Origin of the sequence: Amycolatopsis sp. lyj-23 (assembly GCF_046549135.1) — a bacterium.
Classification (GTDB): domain Bacteria; phylum Actinomycetota; class Actinomycetes; order Mycobacteriales; family Pseudonocardiaceae; genus Amycolatopsis.
In genome coordinates this window covers 31,459-49,951 of record NZ_JAJPWN010000020.1, presented here as the reverse complement: position 1 = coordinate 49,951, position 18,493 = coordinate 31,459, and the positions used below count along the sequence as shown (strand labels likewise).

Here is an 18,493-nt window from a genome sequence, read left to right as displayed (position 1 = left end):
CTGCCGTGGAGCTACGCCGCGTCCCGCGGCCGTGAGCGCCAGCCAGCCGGCTGCCCGCCGCGCCTATGACTCGCGCACGCAACGCCGACCACCCCTAGCGGCAAGCGGCGTCGTGTGAGCGGTCGACTCGGCGGCCTCGTCGGTGTGCCTCGAACCTCTGAGCATGAGTGGCATTCGTCATATATGGCGAAGGGAAGTCCCAAGTGAACTCCTGAATGTCCCCGGGACTCGTGTCAGAACTCGCGTGAAAGTGCCAGCTGTCGCCTGCTGGCACACTGTTGCTACGCACGGCCCCGCTGTGGCGTCCGGCCCGGCTGAAACAGCCCTCCAGAGGGCGGCTCGGCAGCCGGGCGCGGACTCGCATCGGCGACCTGCTCGGCGGTGGCGCGGGCCGCCGCGTCCAGCAGCACCGAAAACCGCGCGTCCGTGCGGATCTCGCGGTGCCAGGCCAGCTGTGTGTAGACCTGGAACGGTGCCGTCCACCGCACCTCCACCAACCGGCCCTCGGCCAGCTCGGTCGCCACGCTCAGCCGGGGCAGCAGGGAAATCCCCAGGCCCGCCGTCAGCGCGCGCTTCACCGCGTCGATCGAACCGAACGACAAGGCTCTGATCCGGCCGTCGCCGACGCCGGCCAGGGTCTGCTCGAACAAGCGCTGATACCCGCTGCCGCGGTGCGCACACAGCAACGGCTGTCTCGCCAGGCTCCTGCTCGCTACCGGCTCTGCACCCAACGGGCCGTCCTGGCCGGTCACCACCACCAGCGGTTCCGCGCACAGCAACGTCGAATCCGCCTTCGGCGAGGACTCGCAGACGTCGATGAAGAACGCGCAGTCGACGTCGGAATCACCGATCCGGCTCCACGGATCCTCTTCCAGCGGCCGGATTTCCAGCGCGAGGTCGGGGTGGCGCCGGTACAGGTACTCGACGATCGGCACCAGGCGGTAGGACGTGAGCCCGCTGTCAGCGCCCACCGTCAGCGCGTCAGCCGGCGTCGCGCCAGCGAGCACCGAGTCCTCCGCCATGCGGCTCAGCTTTACGATCTTGTGGGCGTAACGGCGAAAGCGCTGGCCGGCCGCGGTCAGCCGGATCAGGGCGCCCGTGCGGTTGAACAGGTCACACGCGAGGTCGCGTTCCAGTTTCTTGATCCGGGCAGTGACCGTCGGCTGGGCGACGCTCAAGTCGTTCGCCGCCTTGGTGAAGCTCGACTGCTCGGCCACGCTGAGGAAAGTGGTCAACGCTGCGGTGTCCACGACCCGGATCACCGCCGGACCAAGCGAGCGATACGGGGGCGGGCTCCCGTATCGCGACGAACGTTCCCTTCCCCGCCCGGGCGGCATTTCCGGGGGTCGACCGCCTCACGCCAACCGTGATTCCGGTGCCGGACGGCGGCTCTCCGAACGGCTGCGGTTTTGTGGTGCGAGTCCGATCCGTTCCCGGGCGCGTGACCTTCCAGCGGCCGGCTGCTCGCGGCCAGCACGGTACCTTTCACGACGTCCGCCCCCAATCTGCATCCACGGCTCGTTCCCGACCACGGATGGGTGGCTCGTCCCCGTCTGCGGATGGATCTGCCATTACTGGCTCGCCAGCGGGTTTCAATCAGGGAGCAGACCGACCGGTTTCACCCGCTAAAGTAGCCCTCTGACGAGTTACCACCCGGCCGTGACGAGCAAACTACGCCCATCGGGCGAGTGACGAACGTTTTCCTCTTCACCGGCCGTGGCGGGAATGGCGAGGCGGGTCACTCTAAGAGACCATCGACGCCGTTGCCACCTCATCTAGCTTCTACGGCAGAGAAGTGTCATTTCTTTATCACAGCGGTTTCACTCTGCGCTTTCTGTTCGACGTCCCGCCCGGCGCGGCGAAATCAGCCGAACACCAGGCGCACCAGAGCGGTCACGACCGCGGCACCGATCATCGCAGTGAGGATCGGCCACTTGCCGGCCAGCAGGACGATCTCGACGCCGACGCGGCCCCACTCGTGTCAAGGGTAAGCAGGCGGGTCGAGGTCAGCGCTCGGCACACTGTGCGCGCCTGGGCGGACGAACATGACCGGCACGGCGATCTCGGAGCCGCGCTGAACCACATAGTCGACCGGCTCAGCACCAATCCGGTCCTCATCGATTACTGTGCCGTGTCGCTGCTGCTTTGGGTCGTCATGCCCCGGGCGACTCCTTGGGCGGTTCGGCCGTCAGGTCATCCGCCATCTCAAGGCGCGGTGGCGGTATTGCGGCTCGGGTCGAGGCCGAACCAGTCGAGGCAGACCACCATGGCGTCGTCGGTGGTCCCGGCGGCTGCGCGGCGAAGAGCGAGGTCGGCTAGGACCGCGCCCGGGACCTGCGCGGCGGTGAGTTCGGCGGTGTCTCTGACTGTGCGGGCGAGGTCGGCGTCGCCGTAGAGGTCGCCGGTGGGACCGATCGCCTCGTAGACGCCGTCACTGACGAAGACCAGCCGGTCGCCGGGATTGGCCTGCAGGCGCTGAGTGGTGTAGCTGGTGTCGCCGAAGGCGCCCAAGGGCAACTGTTCGTCGAAGGAGACGCGGCGGGCATCGCCGTCGCGCAGCAGCCACATGCGAGGTGAGCCGGTGTCGACGACATCCAGCGCGCCGGTTGCCAGGTCGAGTTGCAGGAGCAGGGCGGTGACGTATTCGCGTCCGTCGTAGTGGCCGTGCAGGGCTTGGTCGGCGAGTTCGGCTTGGACTGTCAGGGGCACCCCGGCGCGGCGGGCGTTGCGCAGGGCGTTGACCGCGAGGTGGGTCACCATGGCGGCGTCGACGCCGTGTCCCATGCCGTTGACCAGCGTGACGGTCAGCGATCTGGCTGTTGCGGACCAGTCGAAGCTGTCGCCGTGGACGGCGTAGGCGGGCTCGAGCTGCCCGCCGAGGGCGAAGTCGGGCCGGGTGCAGGAGCGGCCCGGCAGCAGCTGCCACTGCATTTCCGCGGCTAGGGTGAGCCGGGTGGTCCGTCGCGCCTGCAGGTACAGATCAGTGTCGCGGCCGGCGACCAGGAGCTCGTGGGCGAGTGCTGCGGCGATCCGGGACAGTTCGAGCTGCACCGCCGGGTCCGGTGCCGTCGCGAAGGTGACCGCCAGGACGCCCAGGCGGTCACCGCGCACCGAGACCGGGACGTGCGCGGTGACCGTGCGCGCGGTCGTTTCGAAGGTCACCTGCTGACCGGTGAGTGCCGCGCCCGCGACCGTGTCGTTGACCGGCATCGGGTCCCGGCTGTAGGGAAGGTCTGCCACCGGCTGCAGTTCGGTCATGCCGTAGTCGGCGAGCAACAGCTCGACGGCCTGGGCGTCCCATCCCGCGGTCAGGACGGCTCGCAGCACCACGAGCAGTTCGTGCGGCGCGGCTTCGCGCAGCAGCCGGTCGACCGCCGTCGTCTTCACCGCGCTGTGTCCTCCTCGGAGCCCGAGGTTTCCGGGCTCCTGTCGATGTCGTGTCCGGCCCGGCTCGTCAGAGCGTCGAAGATCGCTCGTGGCGCTGCTGGACGGAGGTGCAGATGCGAAAATCGGCTTGTGGACCGGTCGAGACGTGGGCAGGCTGACGCCGTCGCGGCCGAGCCTGCCGACCTGAGCGACTGGTTCGAATTCCTGTGGGACTACGCCCGGCAGGTCTCCGACGACTCCTTACCGGCCTCGCAGTTCCGGGCCCTGGTGGTGCTCGACAACCACGAAGGCATCAACCTGACCTCGCTGGCCGAGCTGCTCGGGACCACGCCGCCGTTGGCCAGCCGCCTGTGCGACCGCCTCCAGGCCGCCGGGTTCGTCGAACGCACGCTCAGCAAGCACAGCCGCCGCGAGCTGTCCCTGCGCCTGAGTGAACGCGGGCGGGCCCACCTGGACCGGGTGCGCGCGCGCCGGACGAAGCACATCGCGGCCGTGCTTGCCGCGCTGCCTCCCGAAGCACGCGAGGCACTGTTCGCCGGGCTGACCGCGTTTCGCGCGCCGCTCGCCGCGAACGAGGGGTAGATTCCTGACCACGCGGATACCGTACGACAACTGTTGTCGTGTGACAACAGTTGGATGTGGATTGCCCGACGGTAGGCCCCGTTCCTGGTCGGAGGCCACTCCGATCGTGTGACAGTGCGCGGTAGGCTGCGCCGACGGCTCGACCTAGGGATGCCACAGTGAACCGTTCGCGCAGGACGCGCGCCGCCGACCAGGTGGCCGCGGCTGTGGCCGACACCGCCGAGCTGCTCGAAATCCTGTTCGAACGCGCCCGCGACGCCTCCCCCAGGCCGTTGTCGGTGTCGCAGGTGCGAGCCGTCGTCGCCCTCGACCGCTACGAAGGACTGAACCTGCGGACCCTGGCGGAACTGCTCGGATCCACCCCGCCGCTGGCCAGTCGGCTGTGCGACCGGCTGGAAGCCGTGGGCTTCATCGAACGGCTTCCCCATTCCCAGAATCGCCGTGAACTGGCCCTGCGCCTCAGTGACAGCGGCCGCGCCTACCTGCAGGACCTGCGTGCGCGTCGCCGGGAGAGCCTGCACACCGTGCTCGCCGCGCTGACCACCGAGGAACGAGACGCCCTCACGAGCGGGCTACGCGCCTTCCGGGCCGCGGCCAATCGTGATCTCGCCGAGGATGACAACCGCGCAGCGGGACAGTAAGGTCACTGTTGTCATACGACAACTGACGTAGCGGTCGCCCGCTGCGCCAGGCCGTTCTCAGGTCGCGGTTCAGCCGTCAGCCGTAGCATGCAGCACGCAGTCGTCGTTCCCGGTCGATCAAACCGGTTTTCCCTCGGAGCACAGCTCATGGAACCGTCATCCCCGCCGATGCTGGCGGTCGCCGTGCGATCGATCGGCGACATCGCGGTCCTCGAAGTGGACGGCGACGTGGATCACGTCGTGCGGACGATGCTGCGCGCGGCCATGGAGGCGGCTCTCGCCCGAGGTCCTCGGGCGCTGGTGGTCGACCTGAGCCGCGTGGGGTTCTTCGCCTCGGCCGGTCTCTCGGCGCTGGCCTGGCTGCACGGAGCCGCTGGCGAGGCGGGCATCGACGTCACCCTGGTGGCGACCCAGCGCAGTGTGCTGATGCCGCTGGCGATCACCCGGGTCGAGGACCTGTTCGACATCCATCCCACCGTGGACGCCGCCGCCGAACACCTGGGCAAGCCAGGGGTTCCGGGCGCCCACTGCATCGAAATCGGCGATTAGCCGAACGGGGATCGCGCCGGTTCGCTCTTCACGGGGTTCAGCGGTGTGGCGGCCGGCTGCGGTAGACGTCCAGGGTGTTCGCGGCGGTTCGGCGAATGGCGAGCACGACGGTGTCGTCGGCGTGCAGGACGACGTCGTGCATGCGGGTCACCAGCTCACCCGGCAGTGTGTCGATCGGATGGCGAGCATACGCGCGGGCGTGGCCCAGGAGCCGGATCTGACCTTCGTCGAGGTCGCGGCGGCTTTCGATGAGACCGTCGGTGTAGAGCAACACGGTGTCCCCCGGGCCAAGCGTGTGGCGGAGGAGCTCGGGACTGCCGGGCTCGGGGAAGCCGACGCCACGGCCGACGACCGGAGCGCGCAGCATCCGGGCATCGCCGGCCGCGGTGACCAGCACCGGCGGCGGGTGACTTCCATTGGCGAGAGCCAGCTTCCCGGTCGCCGGGTCAAGCCGGGCCAGAAGCACGGTGGCCATCAGGTCCGGCTCGATCGTGGCCAGGGTGTCCGCGGTATGGGCGATGAGTTCGGCGAACGGGTGGCCTTCCAGGGCAAGGGTCCGGACGGCGTGGGTGACGATGAGGGCGTCCCGGGTGGACGTGACGCCATGGCCGACCGCGTCGACCACGGTCACGTGCAGCTGCCCGTCGGGCAAAACGAACCAGTCGTAAAGATCACTCCCGGTCGGAGATTCGGGATCGGTCGGCGAGTACTGGACAGCCAGCGCTAAATCCGGCACCACCGGTGCCCGCGGGCGTAGCGCGTCCTCGAGCTCGCGAAAAATGACCGTGTGCGCGCGGCGGAGCCGCTCGTCCCGCTCTTCCAGGTCGAGATACATCGCCAGCACACCGCTGTTGGTTTCGGCGAGCTCGTGCTTGTCGTACCGCTGCTCCTGGCCGAGAGTGTCGGCGGCGGGCGATCAGCGCGAGCATCTCCTCGCGCGTCGCCGCATCGTCGTCGAGGGGTACCGGTTGCGGGGTGGATCCTGTGGCGAGGTGCCAGGAGAGGGTGGCCCCGTCTCCGGCGTCGGGCAGTAGCGGGAGGGCATTGCGCCGCACCTGCTCGACCGGCTCCGGCAGTCGGAAGGTAACGGCCAGTCGGCGATCCGCTGCGGTGGTCTCGAGGGACACTTCCTGGCCGGTCTCGATGGCCGGTTCGGTGAGCAGGGTCGCCGCGAGGACCAGGCGAGCGCGGTCGCCGGGCGGCAGGCCCGCTTCGCCGCAGGCGGTGCGCAGGTCCCGGCGGATTCGAGCGAGTTCAGGGTGCATCAGGCGACCGCCAGCAGCAACGCGTTGCGGAGCCGCTCCGAAGTACGCTCTCCGGCCGCTGAAGTCCGCCAGCCGGCGTCGATGCCAGTCGGCGTGCAGCACCGATGCCTCCTGCGGTGCCAGGGGCGCTCTGCTGGACGCCAATGGACTGTTGTCATGTAACAACAGTCAAGGCTACCGGGACAAGCCCACGGCTACACACCGACCCATCGGTGTCCCACTCCCTGGTGACCCGCACTCCAGGCAGTGACCGCGTAGTCGCTCAAGGACAATCCGGACCGCTCCTGCAGATCCGACGCAGCCATCGCTCAATCCGGGCGGCATCCTGGCGGGATCGATCCGCGAGCTCCACAGTGGCATCTCTATGCTGAACCCGCAGCGCAGCTCACGCAACCCGCCGTAGACCGGCAACGCCGGAGCGGAGCACACTCGGCAGACTGATCGTGAGCCTCTCCGCCCGCGGTCCCGTGAGCAGGAGGCAAAGTCGTGGACAGATCCCTGGCGGTCGAACGCCGGTTGCGCGACGTTGCGCCCCACGACCTCCCCGCCGCACTGCGGTCGGCGCTGGCCGAGCACTTCGGCGCCGAGGCGGTCGAGCTGCTCATGGCCGATTACGCCCTGACCGAGCTGTGCCAAGTCAGCACCCTGCCCTACACGAACGAACCCATCTCGGTCCAGGGCAGCACGCCCGGTGACGCGTTCGTCGCCCAGGCCGCCACCTTCGAGCACAGTGGTTCCGGCGTGACCGGGTACCTGCCGGTGAGCGTCCGCGGCGACCGCCTCGGCATCCTGGCCGTCACTCTGTCGGCGGAACCCGAGCCACCCGTCTGGGCGGAACTCGAGCGATTCGCCGAAGCGGTGGCCCACGAGCTGTTCGTCGCCGACCGGGACACCGACCTCTACATTCAGGCCCGGCGGTCCTCCCGGCTGACGCTGGCCGCGGAGATGCAGTGGCAGCTGCTGCCCGGGCGCGCCTGCACCCGGCCGGAGTTCGCGCTGGGTGGGCAGCTGGAACCCGCCTACGCCATCTACGGCGACTGCTTCGACTGGTCGGCCTCCGCGCACAGTCTTGCCGTCACCCTGATCAACGGCATGGGCGACGGCAGCGAAGCCGCGCTGCTGACCAACCTCGCGGTCAACGCCCTGCGCAACGCCCGCCGTGCCGGGATCGAGCTCGATGCCCAGGCCGAGCTCGCCGACCAAGCCCTCTATTCCCATTACCGCGGCAGCCGGCATGTGGCGGCGCTGCTGCTGCAGTTCGACCTCGGCACCGGCCTGGTGGACGTCGTCGACGCGGGCTCGCCGCGGCTGTGGCGGCTGCGTGATGGCAAAGCCGAACGCGTCCTGTTCGAGGAACAGCTGCCGCTCGGCGCGTTCGAGGAAACGGTGTACGCCGTGCACCAGTTCCAGCCCCTCGACGGTGACCGGTTCGTCTTCGTCAGCGACGGCGTCTACAACGCCGCCGGCCCGCACGGAGACCGCGAGCTGGGCGAGGCCGTCGCAGCGACGGCGGACCTGCCCGCGGCGCACGTTCCCGGTGCGATGTTGCAGGAACTGAGCACACGCCGGCACGGCGGAAAGGCTGAAGACGACGCCATGGTGGTGTGCCTGGACTGGTTCGGGCCGACACCGCTGCTGGAAGCTGGCACCAGTGCGTCAGTGACGGTGCCGAGCACGTCGGAGTAAACGCGTACCCGTCCCGCAGCGGTGCCGACCGGAGAAATCAGGGTGCGGTGTTCTGCCGCAGCGCGGCCGGACGCCAGATCATCGTCACCTGCGTGCCGTGCTCGCCTGTATCGATCGTCATCTGGTCGGTGAGGTCGTCGATCAGGTGTAGACCGCGACCACCCGAAGTGGGGGGACGGTGCCCTTCTGGGGCAATTCCGCAGCCTGTGTCAGTGACGGTGGCGGTGAGGGTGTCACCGGCCCAATCGGCGTACAGCCGGACCCACCCATCCCTGTCGAGATACGCGTGCGCCGCGACGTTGGCCAGCGCCTCGTATGTGGCGAGCAGGATGTCGTAGCTGCTGCCGTCATCCAGCGGCAGCTCTTCCAGCCAGCGTCCCATCTTCCGGCGTAGCAAGGCAGCCTCGTGGAGGGATGCCGGTACGAGTTCTTCGAGGCGCGAACGGACCGATGGATCAATGGGCACACCGGCCGGGACCCCGGAGTCGACCCTCTTTGCTCCGGTTGTGTCGCTCATTTTCGTACGCGGTCCGGGAGTATGTCGATGCACGATCTACTCCTTCCCTCGCCTGCCCGCGCCCCCGTAGTCGCGAGCCTCGTCCACTCGATTACCCAGGCCTTCTGTCTCTCACCCGTGGCCTCTACCGCCTGGGACTCCGCGTCACCAGGCGAACGGGTAAATGGCTGCGCCGAGGGTAATCTTCGACCGCTGGATCAAGCCGGAGTGGGCTCCAGCGCCACGGTTGGAGGAGTCGCGTTGTGCGCGTGAGCTGGAGCGAGAACGACCCAGAGAATTGGGAAGTACTCGACCTGGCCGATTCTGACCTGTCGCGCCTGACAGCAGCCCGCCGATGGACTGAGGCCCAGCTCCCCACGGTGGGTGAAGCCGCCCGGATCGACACGGTGCTGGTCGTGGGCGAGTTGCTGGAGAACGCCTACCGCCACGGCGGTGGACCGCACCAGCTGCGGATCCGCTACCAGGCGAGCCCTTGTAAGGTGATCGTGGCTGTCGCCGATCGTGGGGCCGGCGAACCGCTGCTGCGGGTCCCGGACCGCGGGGGCGGCCGTGGCCTGTTGCTGGTCGACGCGGTGTGCGCCGAGTGGGGCGTGAGCCGCCACGATGACGGCAAGCTCGTCTGGGGACGTCTCGACTGCGACGCTGCCGCGCGGTGACCGCTGTCAGGGTCGGAAGGTCCCGCGGGTGTCCGGGCTGACCGAACGAGCCGAGAGCGCCACCCAGCTCAAAGCGTCGGCAACGCTGCGGTGCACCGGCAGAACGTCCTCCAAGCCGAGCGCGGCGATCGGCCGCAGCAGTGCTCGCGGGCGGCCGGCCGCGGCGAACGGCACCCGAGCCACCGACGCGTCAGCGACCGTGTCGAGCAGGATGGTCAGGACACGTGCGGCGCAGAACTCGACCGCCGACGCGTCGCAGATCAGTGCCGGTGGTTGCCGGCGCAGCTCCTCGGCGAGCAGGTCGGCGAGCTGAACGGTAACGGTCAAGTCGAGCTCGCCTAACACGGTGACCACGCTCGCCTCACGTGTCCGGTTCACCGCGAACGACGCCGGCGGCCGGTTCCGCGGATCTCGCGGCCGTGGCACAGATGTCGACATGAGCATGGCCTCCTCCGACCACCTGCGAGACATCACTACCGCTGCACGCTGACCGTACAACCGACGTGCAGACGATGCAGCATCTCCCAGTCTCATCTCGCTCGCCGGAATCGGACGAACCGGCAAAACCTTGCGGTGTCGCACCGGTTCAGTCGGCGTTCTCGGCGACAAACATACCCAACCTGCCGATTTGGAGCTGGATCCTTCGCGAAGGAGTACCCGATCGTGTGGTTTCGACGACGATTGGGTACCAAGTGCGCATGGTTGTCCAAGCGCCCGAACGAAACCCGTCTGCCGCGACAGCCACCGCGCCGTCCCAGCGCCGCTTCGACGAGTACGCCCACTGCGCTCCCCTGTTCCTCGAACGGAGCCGGCTCGACGACGAAGACGCCCGGCGCAGCGCATTGCGGGCGCGGTTGATCACCGAGCACCTCCCGGTGGCCGAACACATCGCCCGGCGCTTCAGCGGCCGCGGCGAGCCGTTCGACGACCTGCTGCAGGTCGCGCGGACCGGTCTGATCCGCGCTGTCGACCGCTACGACCCCGACCGGGGCGCCGACTTCCTGTCCTTCGCCGTGCCGACCATCATGGGCGAAGTTCGCCGGCACTTCCGCGACACCGGCTGGTCCATGCGTGTCCCCCGCTCCTTGAAGGATCTCCAGCAGAAGCTCTCCACAGCGACCGACACACTCGCTCACGACCTCGGTCGGGCACCCACGCCCAGCGAGCTGGCGGCGCACCTGGGGATGAGCGTCGACTTCGTGCGGGAAGGGCTGCTCGCCGCGGACGCTTACCGCCCCCATTCGATCGACGCACCGATCCGCGGCGGCGCCGAGGACCCGGTCACCGCCGCCGACCAGCTCGCTGTCGAAGAATCCGGGTTCACCCGGTTCGACAACCACGACGCCTTGAAGGCCGCGATGGCCACGCTACCTGCCCGCGAACGCGACATCATCAAGATGCGGTTCGTCGACGAGCTCCCCCAACGAGAGGTCGCGCAGCGGATCGGGGTGTCGCAAATGCACGTATCGCGGCTGTTGGCCAGAACCCTCGAACAACTCCGTGCGCACTTGGTCGCCGAATGAGCCGACCCGGCCGCCGGGATCTGGGAGACGTCACAGAGGTTGCCGGTCGCAGGTCCAGGTCATCGTGACGGTGGTGCCGGCGACGCTGGTCTCGACCAGCGCGTGATCAGCCAGGGTATGGATCAACGCCAGCCCCCGGCCGCCCAGGAGGCTGGAGCGCGGAACCGGTTGCCACTGGCCGTGGTCGCGGATGGTGACGGTGACGGAGTCGCCGGCCTGGGCGGCGTGCAGAGCCAAGGTCCCGATGCGGTCGGGGTAGGCGTGGACGACGACGTTGGCCATCGCCTCGTACGCCGCGAGCAGCAGGTCCTGAACCCGCACGGCCGGCAGGCCGGTGCCAGCGGCCCACCCGGCCAGTGTGTCCCGCAGCCGGCCCAGCTGGGCCGGCCCGGCCGGCACGTCGTCGTGCCGTAGGTCGGGGGCAAGGACGGGGTCGTCAGCAGGGAGGTCCGCGGAGCAGGTCATCGCGGCCGGGCTGCGGCGAGCGCATCCACCGTGCTGGTGAACACCGGCAGCAGCTGGTGCATCCCGGTCAAGGTGATCGCGCGGTGAGCCAAGGTTTCCTCGACCGCGACGACCCGAACGTTGGTGTCGCGGCCGCCGTCGGCGTGGGCTCGCGCCAGCACCGACAAACCGGAGGAGTCGAGGAACGTCACGGCGGCCAGATCGATCACGAGCACCGGCGGCCGCCGGGCAAGAGCGGCGGTGACCGCGTCGGTCAGCTTCGCGGCCGTGAGCAAGTCAACTTCACCTGCCACGGCCAGCACCAGCGCCGCAGAGGGAGCTTCCTCGCGCAGGGAGAGCCGCAGGGCGTCCTCGGTCTGGGCCGGGTCGGCGAGGTTATCGGTCACCGACCCGTGTCCGCTCTGTCGACCATCAGCTCAGTCCCTTCTCCGCGCGCGGTAGCCCCGCAGCCGTTCGCGCGTGGTACCCGATCTTGAGCCAAGTCAAACCATGACTCCGGCCGCTTGTCGCACACCTGCGATCGTGAGCCTGGCATACGGCCGCTCTTCAGCCTGCGGCTGAGGCCGGTGTGCCGGGGCGTCGGAGGGTGCTGAGGGGCGGGGCGGTGGTTCAGCGCAGCCGCGCTACCAGCGACAGCCACTCGTCAGCGTCGGCCCGGTCGGCGTGAATCGGCAGGATGCAGCCAAGGAGCAGCAGCTTGATGGGGCGGACCACAGCGCGCTGGCTGGCGATGACCGCGCAGGCGATCCCGCGCGCATGCGCACCGGTGACCGCGTTGACCAGGACCGACAGGCCGCCGGACGAGCAGAACCCGACCCCGCTCAGGTCGATGATGAGCGCGGAAGGCCGCAACGCCAGCTCCTCATCCAGCCGTTCCTGCAGCCGCGCCGTGCTCGACAGGTCCAAATCGCCGACGACCGCGACGGTGGCCGCGTCGGCCGTGGTGGTCACCGTCAGGCGAGTACGGGCGAGAGTGCCGGCGGCGATGTCACGGTGGCTGCGAGGCGCGGCGGTGACGGGCATGGCGGGGCCTCCTCGTCGACGCGGGGAGCCGGGCGGGCCGTGCCTCCCAGTGGTGCCGGTGCTGCCGATGGGCAGGTCGGAACCGGATTCGGTGGCGGCTGGTGGCTGTACCGCGGCGTCGCACCGCTCAACGCCATCCGAGGCCGGCGTCGCGGCGAAGCGCCACGGGCCTGACGGCGCGCAGGGACGCTGGCCGGGCCAGACACATACTGCCCAACCGGTCGCGCGCTCAACCGGCCTTGGGCTCGCGTTCCTTGGCGGGGGTGTCGAAGGCCGACCCGAGCACGTGCTGCCGCAGCTGGCCGAGGACCACGGAGGAGGTTTCGGCATCCACGGTGCTGACTTCGGCGTGGCTGCCGGCAGCGACCACTACCGCCGCGACGTCGTGCAGTTTGACGTTGGTGCGCTGGGATATGGTCCGCAGCGCGGCGAAGGCGGTCGCGGCGGTCCAGCCGCGCACCAGCATCAACATCCCTTTGGCTTGCTCGATGACCGGCTGCGTATCCAGGGCGTCCCGCAGCTGAGCCACCTCGTCGGCCGGGTTGTCCGGGGATCTCCACGACGTCATGAGCTCATTCCAGCGCACTTGGTCGCGCCCGGCACCGCGAGCTCGACACTTCGTCAGGCGAGTGCACCTCCTCTGCGCCGAGCGCATCTGCATCGTTCCGAAGGCGATCCGGTCAACGCTGACCACAGGTAACGATGCGTGACCGATACGGTGGTTGAACGATTCGTCGACGGGTAGACCACTCTCGGTGGCCGGTTAGTTGAGCATCCAGCTGTCCGGCCGCCCTCAAGCTCTCAGCGACCACCGTCCCGACATCGCGGGATGCACTTCACGGGCACAGCGGACGAGGCAGGTGTGACGACGCCTCCACGAGACGCTGCTCAGCTCGAGGGTCAGGACTCGGCGGGTGGTGGTTCCAGCTCCAAGGTGGAGCGGAGGCCGAGGCTCGTCAGCTTGCGCCGGACCGGCTCGGAAGCCACGACCCGCAGCGACGTTCCCCGAGCAGCGCAGCGGTGGGCCAGGCTGACGAACGGGATGACCGCTTCCATGGTCAGGTAGGTCACCGTGGTCAGGTCCAGGATGAGGGCGGTGGCGGGATCTGCTGCATACGCCGGGGCGACGATCTCCTCCGCGGCGAGGGTGTCGGTGAGGTCTCCGGCGCCGCGCAGGATCAGCACGTCGGTGGCCGGCGCAGATCGAGGATCGATGGTGGGATCCTGGTGGGGGTCGGCGACCGTGCTCATGTGCCCGTCCTGTTCCGCCGAGCATCCCGCTGCGTCTCTGAGCGAGACGCAGAGGGTCGCGAGCTGCGCAGCTGTCTTCTCGGGTATCTCAGGGGATTCGTCAGGCGTTACCGCCCGGATGGGTGGAGTCCCGAACGCGCGCAAGATCGCCTTCAGGGGTGCCCGGCGACCAACGGCAATTCGCCTTCCTCTGGTAGCAGCGCTCAACGGTGGACGGCCATCGAGCTGCGGCAGGTCCGAGATCACTTCTCGGTTGGCTGGATCGACCGGCGGGTAGTCCGCTGCCGCATGCCCGATGGGGCTGGGTGGGCGAGCCAGCAGGTGGGTCGCCTCGGTGACGTGGTGGAGGTCCCTAAGTGTCATCCTTGCCGCTGGCGGTGCTGATTTTGATCTTCGTGGCGGCGGCCGCGGCGATCTGGGTCGCCGGCATCTCGCTGTCCAACCAGACCGACGTGCTGGCCACCCGCCTGCATCTGGGCTCAGCGCTCGGCGGCCTGGTCCTGCTGGCCGTGGCCACGAACCTGCCGGAGATCGCGATCGTCGTCTCCGCCTCGGCAGCGGGCAACGTCGGCGTCGCCGTGGGGAACATCCTCGGCGGCATCGCCATCCAGACCGTCGTGCTGGTCGTGCTGGACGGATTCGGTGTCCGCGGCGGGAAACCGCTGACCTACCGGGCCGCCTCCCTCGTGCTGGTCCTCGAAGGGGCGCTGGTCGTGGCCGTACTCGCCGTTGTCATCGCCGGCACCCAGCTGCCCGCCTCCCTCATCGTATGGCGGCTGACACCCGCGCCGGTGCTGATCACCGTGCTGTGGGTGGTCGGGCTGCTACTCCTGCAGCGAGCCGGGAAGTCTTTGCCGTGGCACGAAGACGGCGCCGCACCCGACGGGCAGGACCGGCCCCGCGGCCACCGCCGTCACCACGTCGAACAGCAGGCCACCCACAAGGGCACCAGCACCGCCAAATCCGCGGTGATCTTCGGCGTCGCCGCGTTGGTCACACTGGTCGCCGGGGTGTTCCTCGAGCGCAGCGGCGACGCCATCGCCGACCACATCGGCCTCTCCGGAGTCCTGTTCGGCGCCACCGTCCTCGCCGCCGCCACGTCACTGCCCGAGGTCTCCACCGGGATCACCTCGGTCCGCAACGGGGACTACCAGCTCGCGGTGAGCGACATCTTCGGCGGCAACGCCTTCCTGCCCGTGCTGTTCCTGGTCGGCACCCTGATATCCGGTCAGGCCATCCTGCCGCACGCGGAGAACACCGACATCTACCTCACCGCGCTGGCCGAGCTGCTCACTCTCGTCTACGCCGCCGGGCTGCTATTCAGGCCCCGCCGCCGCATCGCGGGCGTCGGCGTCGACTCATTGATCGTTCTGGTGCTGTACGCGGCGGGCATCGGCGGCCTGATCGCCATCGCCACTTCCTGAGCAGCCGCTACACCGCCGAGGCGGCAAACGCCGACCGCGTTCGGAGAAGAACTGGGATGCGCGCGGCTTCCCCGGTCGGGCACACCTGCCGACGCGTTCGAGCTGCTGCCCGCCAGCAACCGGCGCTTCATCGCCGGCGTTTCGAGCACTGAACCAGGACGCAGCCCGCGCCGAAGTCACCGCCAGTCAACACCCGTTCGCCGTGCTGTCCGGGTGTTCGGATTCCCGGCTGGCCGTCGAGATCATCTCGGGGACGACCGTCGGCCAAGTGGGCGGCGTTCCACCCATCCGTTGCCCGGACAGCCTCGAAAGGGGGGTGTCCAGGAAGGATCCGTCCCAGCGCCGGGAGGCTCGGTGGTGGGTGACGCCCGCCGTACGCGCGGGCGGGGAGGAGTTCGTCCGTGTTTGGCAAGCGCTATGCCGCCTCGATGATCACCCGGAGCGCGGAGAACGATCAGGATCGCCGGCGTTTTCTCAAGGCCGCCGGCATGACCGGCCTCGGCGTCGTCGGCGCCGGTGCCCTCGGCAGTCTCGCGACCGGGACCGCGTCCGCCGCCACCGTTCGGCCCGCCGTGTCAGCTGCCGCTGCGTCGGCTGAGGTCAGTGACGGGGCGGTGCTCAACTTCGCCCTCAACCTCGAGTACCTGGAAGCCGAGTTCTACCTGCACGCCGTCACCGGCCGTGGGTTGGCCGACGCGATGACCACCGGCACCGGCGCTCGTGGCGGGGTCACCGGTGGCCGCGCGGTCCGCTTCGAGAGCAAGACGGTCCGCCAGTACGCCCAGGAGATCGCGGCCGACGAGAAGGACCACGTCCAGTTCCTGCGCTCGGCCCTCGGCTCGGCTGCGGTCGCCCGGCCGGCGATCGATCTGCAGTCCAGCTTCACCGCCGCCGCCCAGGCCGCCGGCCTGGTCAAGTCCGGCCACAGCTTCGACGCGTTCGCCTGCGAGGAGAACTTCCTGCTCGCCGCGTTTCTGTTCGAAGACGTCGGTGTCACCGCCTACAAGGGCGCCGCCCCGCTGATTTCCAACAAGGCCTACCTGGAAGCTGCCGCCGGGATCCTCGCGGTGGAGGCCTACCACGCCGGCAACATCCGCTCCCAGCTCTACGAACGCCGCGGCGGCATCCTCGGCCTTGGCCTGCTCGGCCGCGACCTGCGCGAAGCTTCCGTCAAACTGTCCAACGCCCGCGACAGCCTCGACGGGCCGTCCGACGACGACCAGGGCGTGATCGACAGCCGCGGCAACGCCAACATCGTCCCCACCGACGGCAACGGCATCGCCTACAGCCGCTCCCCCGGCCAGGTCCTCAACATCGTCTACCTAACCCCCAAGGCCGCCACCTCCGGCGGCTTCTTCCCCAACGGCGTCAACGGCGACGTCAACACCAGCGCCGGCAACAGCTGATCAGCGCCTGAACGACGAAAGGCAGGCAAGAACATGTCGACATCCTCAGCGACCCGGACGAATCGCTCCGCGACCCAACTCGTCGCGATGGCGGTGGCCGCGGTCTTCCTCCTGGTCGGAATTCTCGGCTTCATTCCCGGTGCGACCGCCCACTACGACGAGCTCAGCTTCGCCGGCCACCACTCGATGGCGATGCTGCTCGGGCTGTTCATGGTGTCGGTCCTGCACAACATCGTCCACCTCCTGTTCGGCGTCGCCGGCTTCGTGCTCGCCCGCACCCACCGCGGCGCTCGCGGCTTTCTCATCGGCGGCGGCATCGTGTATCTGGTGCTCTGGATCTACGGTCTGGTCATCGACCAGATGAGCGCGGCAAATTTCGTCCCGGTCAACACCGCCGACAACTGGCTGCACTTCGGCCTCGGCGTCGGGATGATCGCCCTCGGCCTGATCACCGGCCGCCTGCCGGCCCCGAAAGCCACGCGCGGCTGACCGCCCCTTGCCAGGCTTGGCGTCCGCACGCACCGCGAGCGGGCGCCAAGCCGCGTCCGTCGCCATCCACCGGGTGGCTTCCGTTGTCACACTTCCGGAACTAAGACGAAGAGGCCCCGGACTTGCCGCGCCACCGACCGACCGGTCTGGCTATACCCAGACCGCCGGCCGCGCCGGCGCCGTCCCCGACGGCGCCACCGGCTGGCACAGCGTCACCATCACCGCCAACTGACACCCCTTTCCTACATCCCGACGGGAAAGACCCTCACCGGCACCAACGCCCACACGACCTTGCCGCGGCTGTCGGTGCGGACACCCCAGTCCAGGGAAAGCTGGCCCACCAGCCGCAACCCGTACCGCAACGTGACGACCCGGACCGCGCCCGCCGCCGGGTCTCCGTCGCTGACCTCGACCAGCACGTTCTCCGAAGTTCGACCAGCTCGCAGCAGCCTCGGTGTCGTCGCATGACGATAGGCGTTGCCGACCAGCTCGTCGACCACCAGCAACACCGCACCGAAACGGTCGTCAGGGTCCGCATCCGGCAGCAGCGCCTCGACGATCGCCGCCCGCACCTCCCGCAGATCCGGCCGGCCGGTGAGATCGACCGTCACATCCGCCATTGAACCTGCCGGCGGCCTGATTCTCCGGTCGTCATTGAACGTCACGCCGTAGTTCCCTTCACTCCACCTGATTCATGTTCGTCACCTTCTGGGGGATGGATGGGCGTTCGATCAGGGGATATACCGGCGACGCCGCGGCGGACCAGTCCGCTCGGCCAGGGGTTCCGAACTAGCACTGAAGGAGCCGCCGCCGTGCTCAACGCAGCCCGAACCGTGAAAACCCCACCCGCGACGGCCTAAGTCGGCTGCGAGACTGCCTGGGGGTGACGTGACGACCGCCGACCTGCACACCCTCACCGGGGCGTACGCGATAAACGCACTGTCGGACCTGGAACGTGCCGCGTCCGAACGGCATCTGGATCAGTGTGAAGACTGCCGTCTGGAAGTCCGGGAACTCAAAGCCACCGCGGCTCACCTGGCGGTCGACCTCTGGCTGGAACCCTCGTCGCGGTTGCGCTCTGCTGTGCTGACCGCGGTCACTCACACCCGGCAGCTTCCGCCGCGCGTGTCAGACCAGAGAATCCTGCGGAGAATGGACCGTGAATCGCGTGGCTCGTCGCGGCGGCCGCCGTGGTCGTGAGTGTGGTGCTCAGTGCTGCACCGGACGCAAGCACGGTGACCGCACCCACCGACGGCGAAACCACGGCCCAGCCACCAGCATCGCCCCCGCGGCCAGCGTCGAGCGGCGAGCGGCGATTCTCGCCGGCTCGCTGCCCGCCCTTGATCCACAGCATGTGTATCAATTGTGGATGACCGGCGAAGGTATCGCCCACTCCGCTGGACTGGTTCAGGCGCATGCATCGAATCGACAGGGGCTCGTGGCCGTTGATATTCCGTCCCGCACCCACCATCTGGCCATCACCGTCGAACCGGTCGGCGGCTCCCGTAGTCTCAAAAGCTCAGCGGCCCTACCTCGGTTTCCGAACATCGAACCACTCAGGTCACTCGACGGAGTGAATCACCCATCCGCTTTCCACCTCGGTCCGAATGACCCGTGACAGACACTTCC

General features: G+C 68.8%; 23 protein-coding genes. 11 read left to right on the top strand and 12 right to left on the bottom strand.

Features of this window, described 5'->3' with window-relative positions; all coding sequences use genetic code 11:
* Window positions 1-281: 281 nt before the first annotated feature.
* Window positions 282-1,250: a LysR family transcriptional regulator gene (locus tag ACLJPY_RS39705; RefSeq protein ID WP_410596115.1), complete on the bottom strand. Its 969-nt coding sequence runs from the start codon at window positions 1,248-1,250 to the stop codon at window positions 282-284.
* A gap of 955 nt (window positions 1,251-2,205) precedes the next feature.
* Window positions 2,206-3,387: a PP2C family protein-serine/threonine phosphatase gene (locus tag ACLJPY_RS39700; protein ID WP_410596114.1), complete on the bottom strand. Its 1,182-nt coding sequence runs from the start codon at window positions 3,385-3,387 to the stop codon at window positions 2,206-2,208.
* 129 nt (window positions 3,388-3,516) lie between these two features.
* Here ACLJPY_RS39700 and ACLJPY_RS39695 point away from each other — a divergent pair, with 129 nt between their 5' ends.
* The 3 genes from ACLJPY_RS39695 (at window position 3,517) to ACLJPY_RS39685 (ending at window position 5,159) form a co-directional block, all read left to right on the top strand.
* Entirely contained in the window at window positions 3,517-3,969 is a 453-nt protein-coding gene (locus ACLJPY_RS39695) for a MarR family winged helix-turn-helix transcriptional regulator (protein ID WP_410596113.1), read from the top strand.
* A 158-nt stretch (window positions 3,970-4,127) separates the two neighbouring features.
* Window positions 4,128-4,610 carry a MarR family transcriptional regulator gene (locus ACLJPY_RS39690; RefSeq protein ID WP_410596112.1) on the top strand — a complete coding sequence of 161 codons (483 nt, stop codon included), beginning with the start codon at window positions 4,128-4,130 and terminating at the stop codon, window positions 4,608-4,610.
* 147 nt (window positions 4,611-4,757) lie between these two features.
* A complete protein-coding gene (locus ACLJPY_RS39685; RefSeq protein ID WP_410596111.1) occupies window positions 4,758-5,159 on the top strand; it encodes an STAS domain-containing protein in 402 nt (133 codons plus the stop codon).
* A gap of 37 nt (window positions 5,160-5,196) precedes the next feature.
* Here the strand turns inward: ACLJPY_RS39685 and ACLJPY_RS39680 are convergent, their stop codons facing one another.
* Entirely contained in the window at window positions 5,197-5,994 is a 798-nt protein-coding gene (locus ACLJPY_RS39680; protein ID WP_410596110.1) for a PP2C family protein-serine/threonine phosphatase, read from the bottom strand.
* A 916-nt stretch (window positions 5,995-6,910) separates the two neighbouring features.
* Between ACLJPY_RS39680 and ACLJPY_RS39675 the strand changes: the two genes are divergently transcribed.
* Window positions 6,911-8,110: a PP2C family protein-serine/threonine phosphatase gene (locus ACLJPY_RS39675; protein ID WP_410596109.1), complete on the top strand. Its 1,200-nt coding sequence runs from the start codon at window positions 6,911-6,913 to the stop codon at window positions 8,108-8,110.
* Window positions 8,111-8,147: 37 nt separating this feature from the next.
* Here the strand turns inward: ACLJPY_RS39675 and ACLJPY_RS39670 are convergent, their stop codons facing one another.
* Window positions 8,148-8,576, bottom strand: coding sequence for an ATP-binding protein (locus ACLJPY_RS39670; RefSeq protein ID WP_410596293.1), 429 nt, complete (start codon window positions 8,574-8,576; stop codon window positions 8,148-8,150).
* A gap of 293 nt (window positions 8,577-8,869) precedes the next feature.
* Here ACLJPY_RS39670 and ACLJPY_RS39665 point away from each other — a divergent pair, with 293 nt between their 5' ends.
* A complete protein-coding gene (locus tag ACLJPY_RS39665; RefSeq protein WP_410596108.1) occupies window positions 8,870-9,283 on the top strand; it encodes an ATP-binding protein in 414 nt (137 codons plus the stop codon).
* Between the two features lie 6 nt (window positions 9,284-9,289).
* On the opposite strand, the gene ACLJPY_RS39660 is transcribed toward ACLJPY_RS39665, so the two are convergent.
* Window positions 9,290-9,721, bottom strand: coding sequence for an STAS domain-containing protein (locus ACLJPY_RS39660; protein ID WP_410596107.1), 432 nt, complete (start codon window positions 9,719-9,721; stop codon window positions 9,290-9,292).
* 260 nt (window positions 9,722-9,981) lie between these two features.
* Between ACLJPY_RS39660 and ACLJPY_RS39655 the strand changes: the two genes are divergently transcribed.
* Window positions 9,982-10,806, top strand: coding sequence for a SigB/SigF/SigG family RNA polymerase sigma factor (locus ACLJPY_RS39655; protein WP_410596292.1), 825 nt, complete (start codon window positions 9,982-9,984; stop codon window positions 10,804-10,806).
* A gap of 30 nt (window positions 10,807-10,836) precedes the next feature.
* On the opposite strand, the gene ACLJPY_RS39650 is transcribed toward ACLJPY_RS39655, so the two are convergent.
* The 5 genes from ACLJPY_RS39650 to ACLJPY_RS39630 all read right to left on the bottom strand — a co-directional run bounded on the left by ACLJPY_RS39650 (window position 10,837) and on the right by ACLJPY_RS39630 (window position 13,545).
* Window positions 10,837-11,271, bottom strand: a complete 435-nt coding sequence (locus ACLJPY_RS39650; protein ID WP_410596106.1) for an ATP-binding protein — start codon at window positions 11,269-11,271, stop codon at window positions 10,837-10,839.
* Window positions 11,268-11,657, bottom strand: a complete 390-nt coding sequence (locus tag ACLJPY_RS39645; protein WP_410596105.1) for an STAS domain-containing protein — start codon at window positions 11,655-11,657, stop codon at window positions 11,268-11,270. Before ACLJPY_RS39645 ends, ACLJPY_RS39650 begins: the two co-directional genes overlap by 4 nt.
* A gap of 223 nt (window positions 11,658-11,880) precedes the next feature.
* Complete coding sequence (locus tag ACLJPY_RS39640) at window positions 11,881-12,294, bottom strand: STAS domain-containing protein (RefSeq protein ID WP_410596104.1); 414 nt, start codon at window positions 12,292-12,294, stop codon at window positions 11,881-11,883.
* Window positions 12,295-12,523: 229 nt separating this feature from the next.
* On the bottom strand, window positions 12,524-12,862 hold the full coding sequence (locus ACLJPY_RS39635; RefSeq protein ID WP_410596103.1) for an ANTAR domain-containing protein: 339 nt from the start codon (window positions 12,860-12,862) through the stop codon (window positions 12,524-12,526).
* A 332-nt stretch (window positions 12,863-13,194) separates the two neighbouring features.
* A complete protein-coding gene (locus ACLJPY_RS39630) occupies window positions 13,195-13,545 on the bottom strand; it encodes an STAS domain-containing protein (RefSeq protein WP_410596102.1) in 351 nt (116 codons plus the stop codon).
* 356 nt (window positions 13,546-13,901) lie between these two features.
* Here ACLJPY_RS39630 and ACLJPY_RS39625 point away from each other — a divergent pair, with 356 nt between their 5' ends.
* The 3 genes from ACLJPY_RS39625 to ACLJPY_RS39615 all read left to right on the top strand — a co-directional run bounded on the left by ACLJPY_RS39625 (window position 13,902) and on the right by ACLJPY_RS39615 (window position 16,864).
* Window positions 13,902-14,969 (top strand): sodium:calcium antiporter, encoded by a 1,068-nt coding sequence (locus ACLJPY_RS39625; protein ID WP_410596101.1) that lies wholly within the window; start codon window positions 13,902-13,904, stop codon window positions 14,967-14,969.
* 401 nt (window positions 14,970-15,370) lie between these two features.
* A complete protein-coding gene (locus ACLJPY_RS39620) occupies window positions 15,371-16,375 on the top strand; it encodes a ferritin-like domain-containing protein (RefSeq protein WP_410596100.1) in 1,005 nt (334 codons plus the stop codon).
* Window positions 16,376-16,408: 33 nt separating this feature from the next.
* Complete coding sequence (locus ACLJPY_RS39615) at window positions 16,409-16,864, top strand: DUF4383 domain-containing protein (protein WP_410596099.1); 456 nt, start codon at window positions 16,409-16,411, stop codon at window positions 16,862-16,864.
* A 242-nt stretch (window positions 16,865-17,106) separates the two neighbouring features.
* Here ACLJPY_RS39615 and ACLJPY_RS39610 read toward each other — a convergent pair whose 3' ends face one another.
* Window positions 17,107-17,529, bottom strand: coding sequence for an ATP-binding protein (locus ACLJPY_RS39610; RefSeq protein WP_410596098.1), 423 nt, complete (start codon window positions 17,527-17,529; stop codon window positions 17,107-17,109).
* A 223-nt stretch (window positions 17,530-17,752) separates the two neighbouring features.
* On the opposite strand from ACLJPY_RS39610, the gene ACLJPY_RS39605 reads away from it, so the two are divergent.
* Entirely contained in the window at window positions 17,753-18,064 is a 312-nt protein-coding gene (locus tag ACLJPY_RS39605; RefSeq protein WP_410596097.1) for a hypothetical protein, read from the top strand.
* On the opposite strand, the gene ACLJPY_RS39600 is transcribed toward ACLJPY_RS39605, so the two are convergent.
* Complete coding sequence (locus ACLJPY_RS39600; RefSeq protein WP_410596305.1) at window positions 17,961-18,281, bottom strand: hypothetical protein; 321 nt, start codon at window positions 18,279-18,281, stop codon at window positions 17,961-17,963. The genes ACLJPY_RS39605 and ACLJPY_RS39600 overlap by 104 nt on opposite strands.
* On the opposite strand from ACLJPY_RS39600, the gene ACLJPY_RS39595 reads away from it, so the two are divergent.
* A complete protein-coding gene (locus ACLJPY_RS39595) occupies window positions 18,180-18,482 on the top strand; it encodes an anti-sigma factor (RefSeq protein ID WP_410596291.1) in 303 nt (100 codons plus the stop codon). The genes ACLJPY_RS39600 and ACLJPY_RS39595 overlap by 102 nt on opposite strands.
* Window positions 18,483-18,493: the final 11 nt, after the last annotated feature.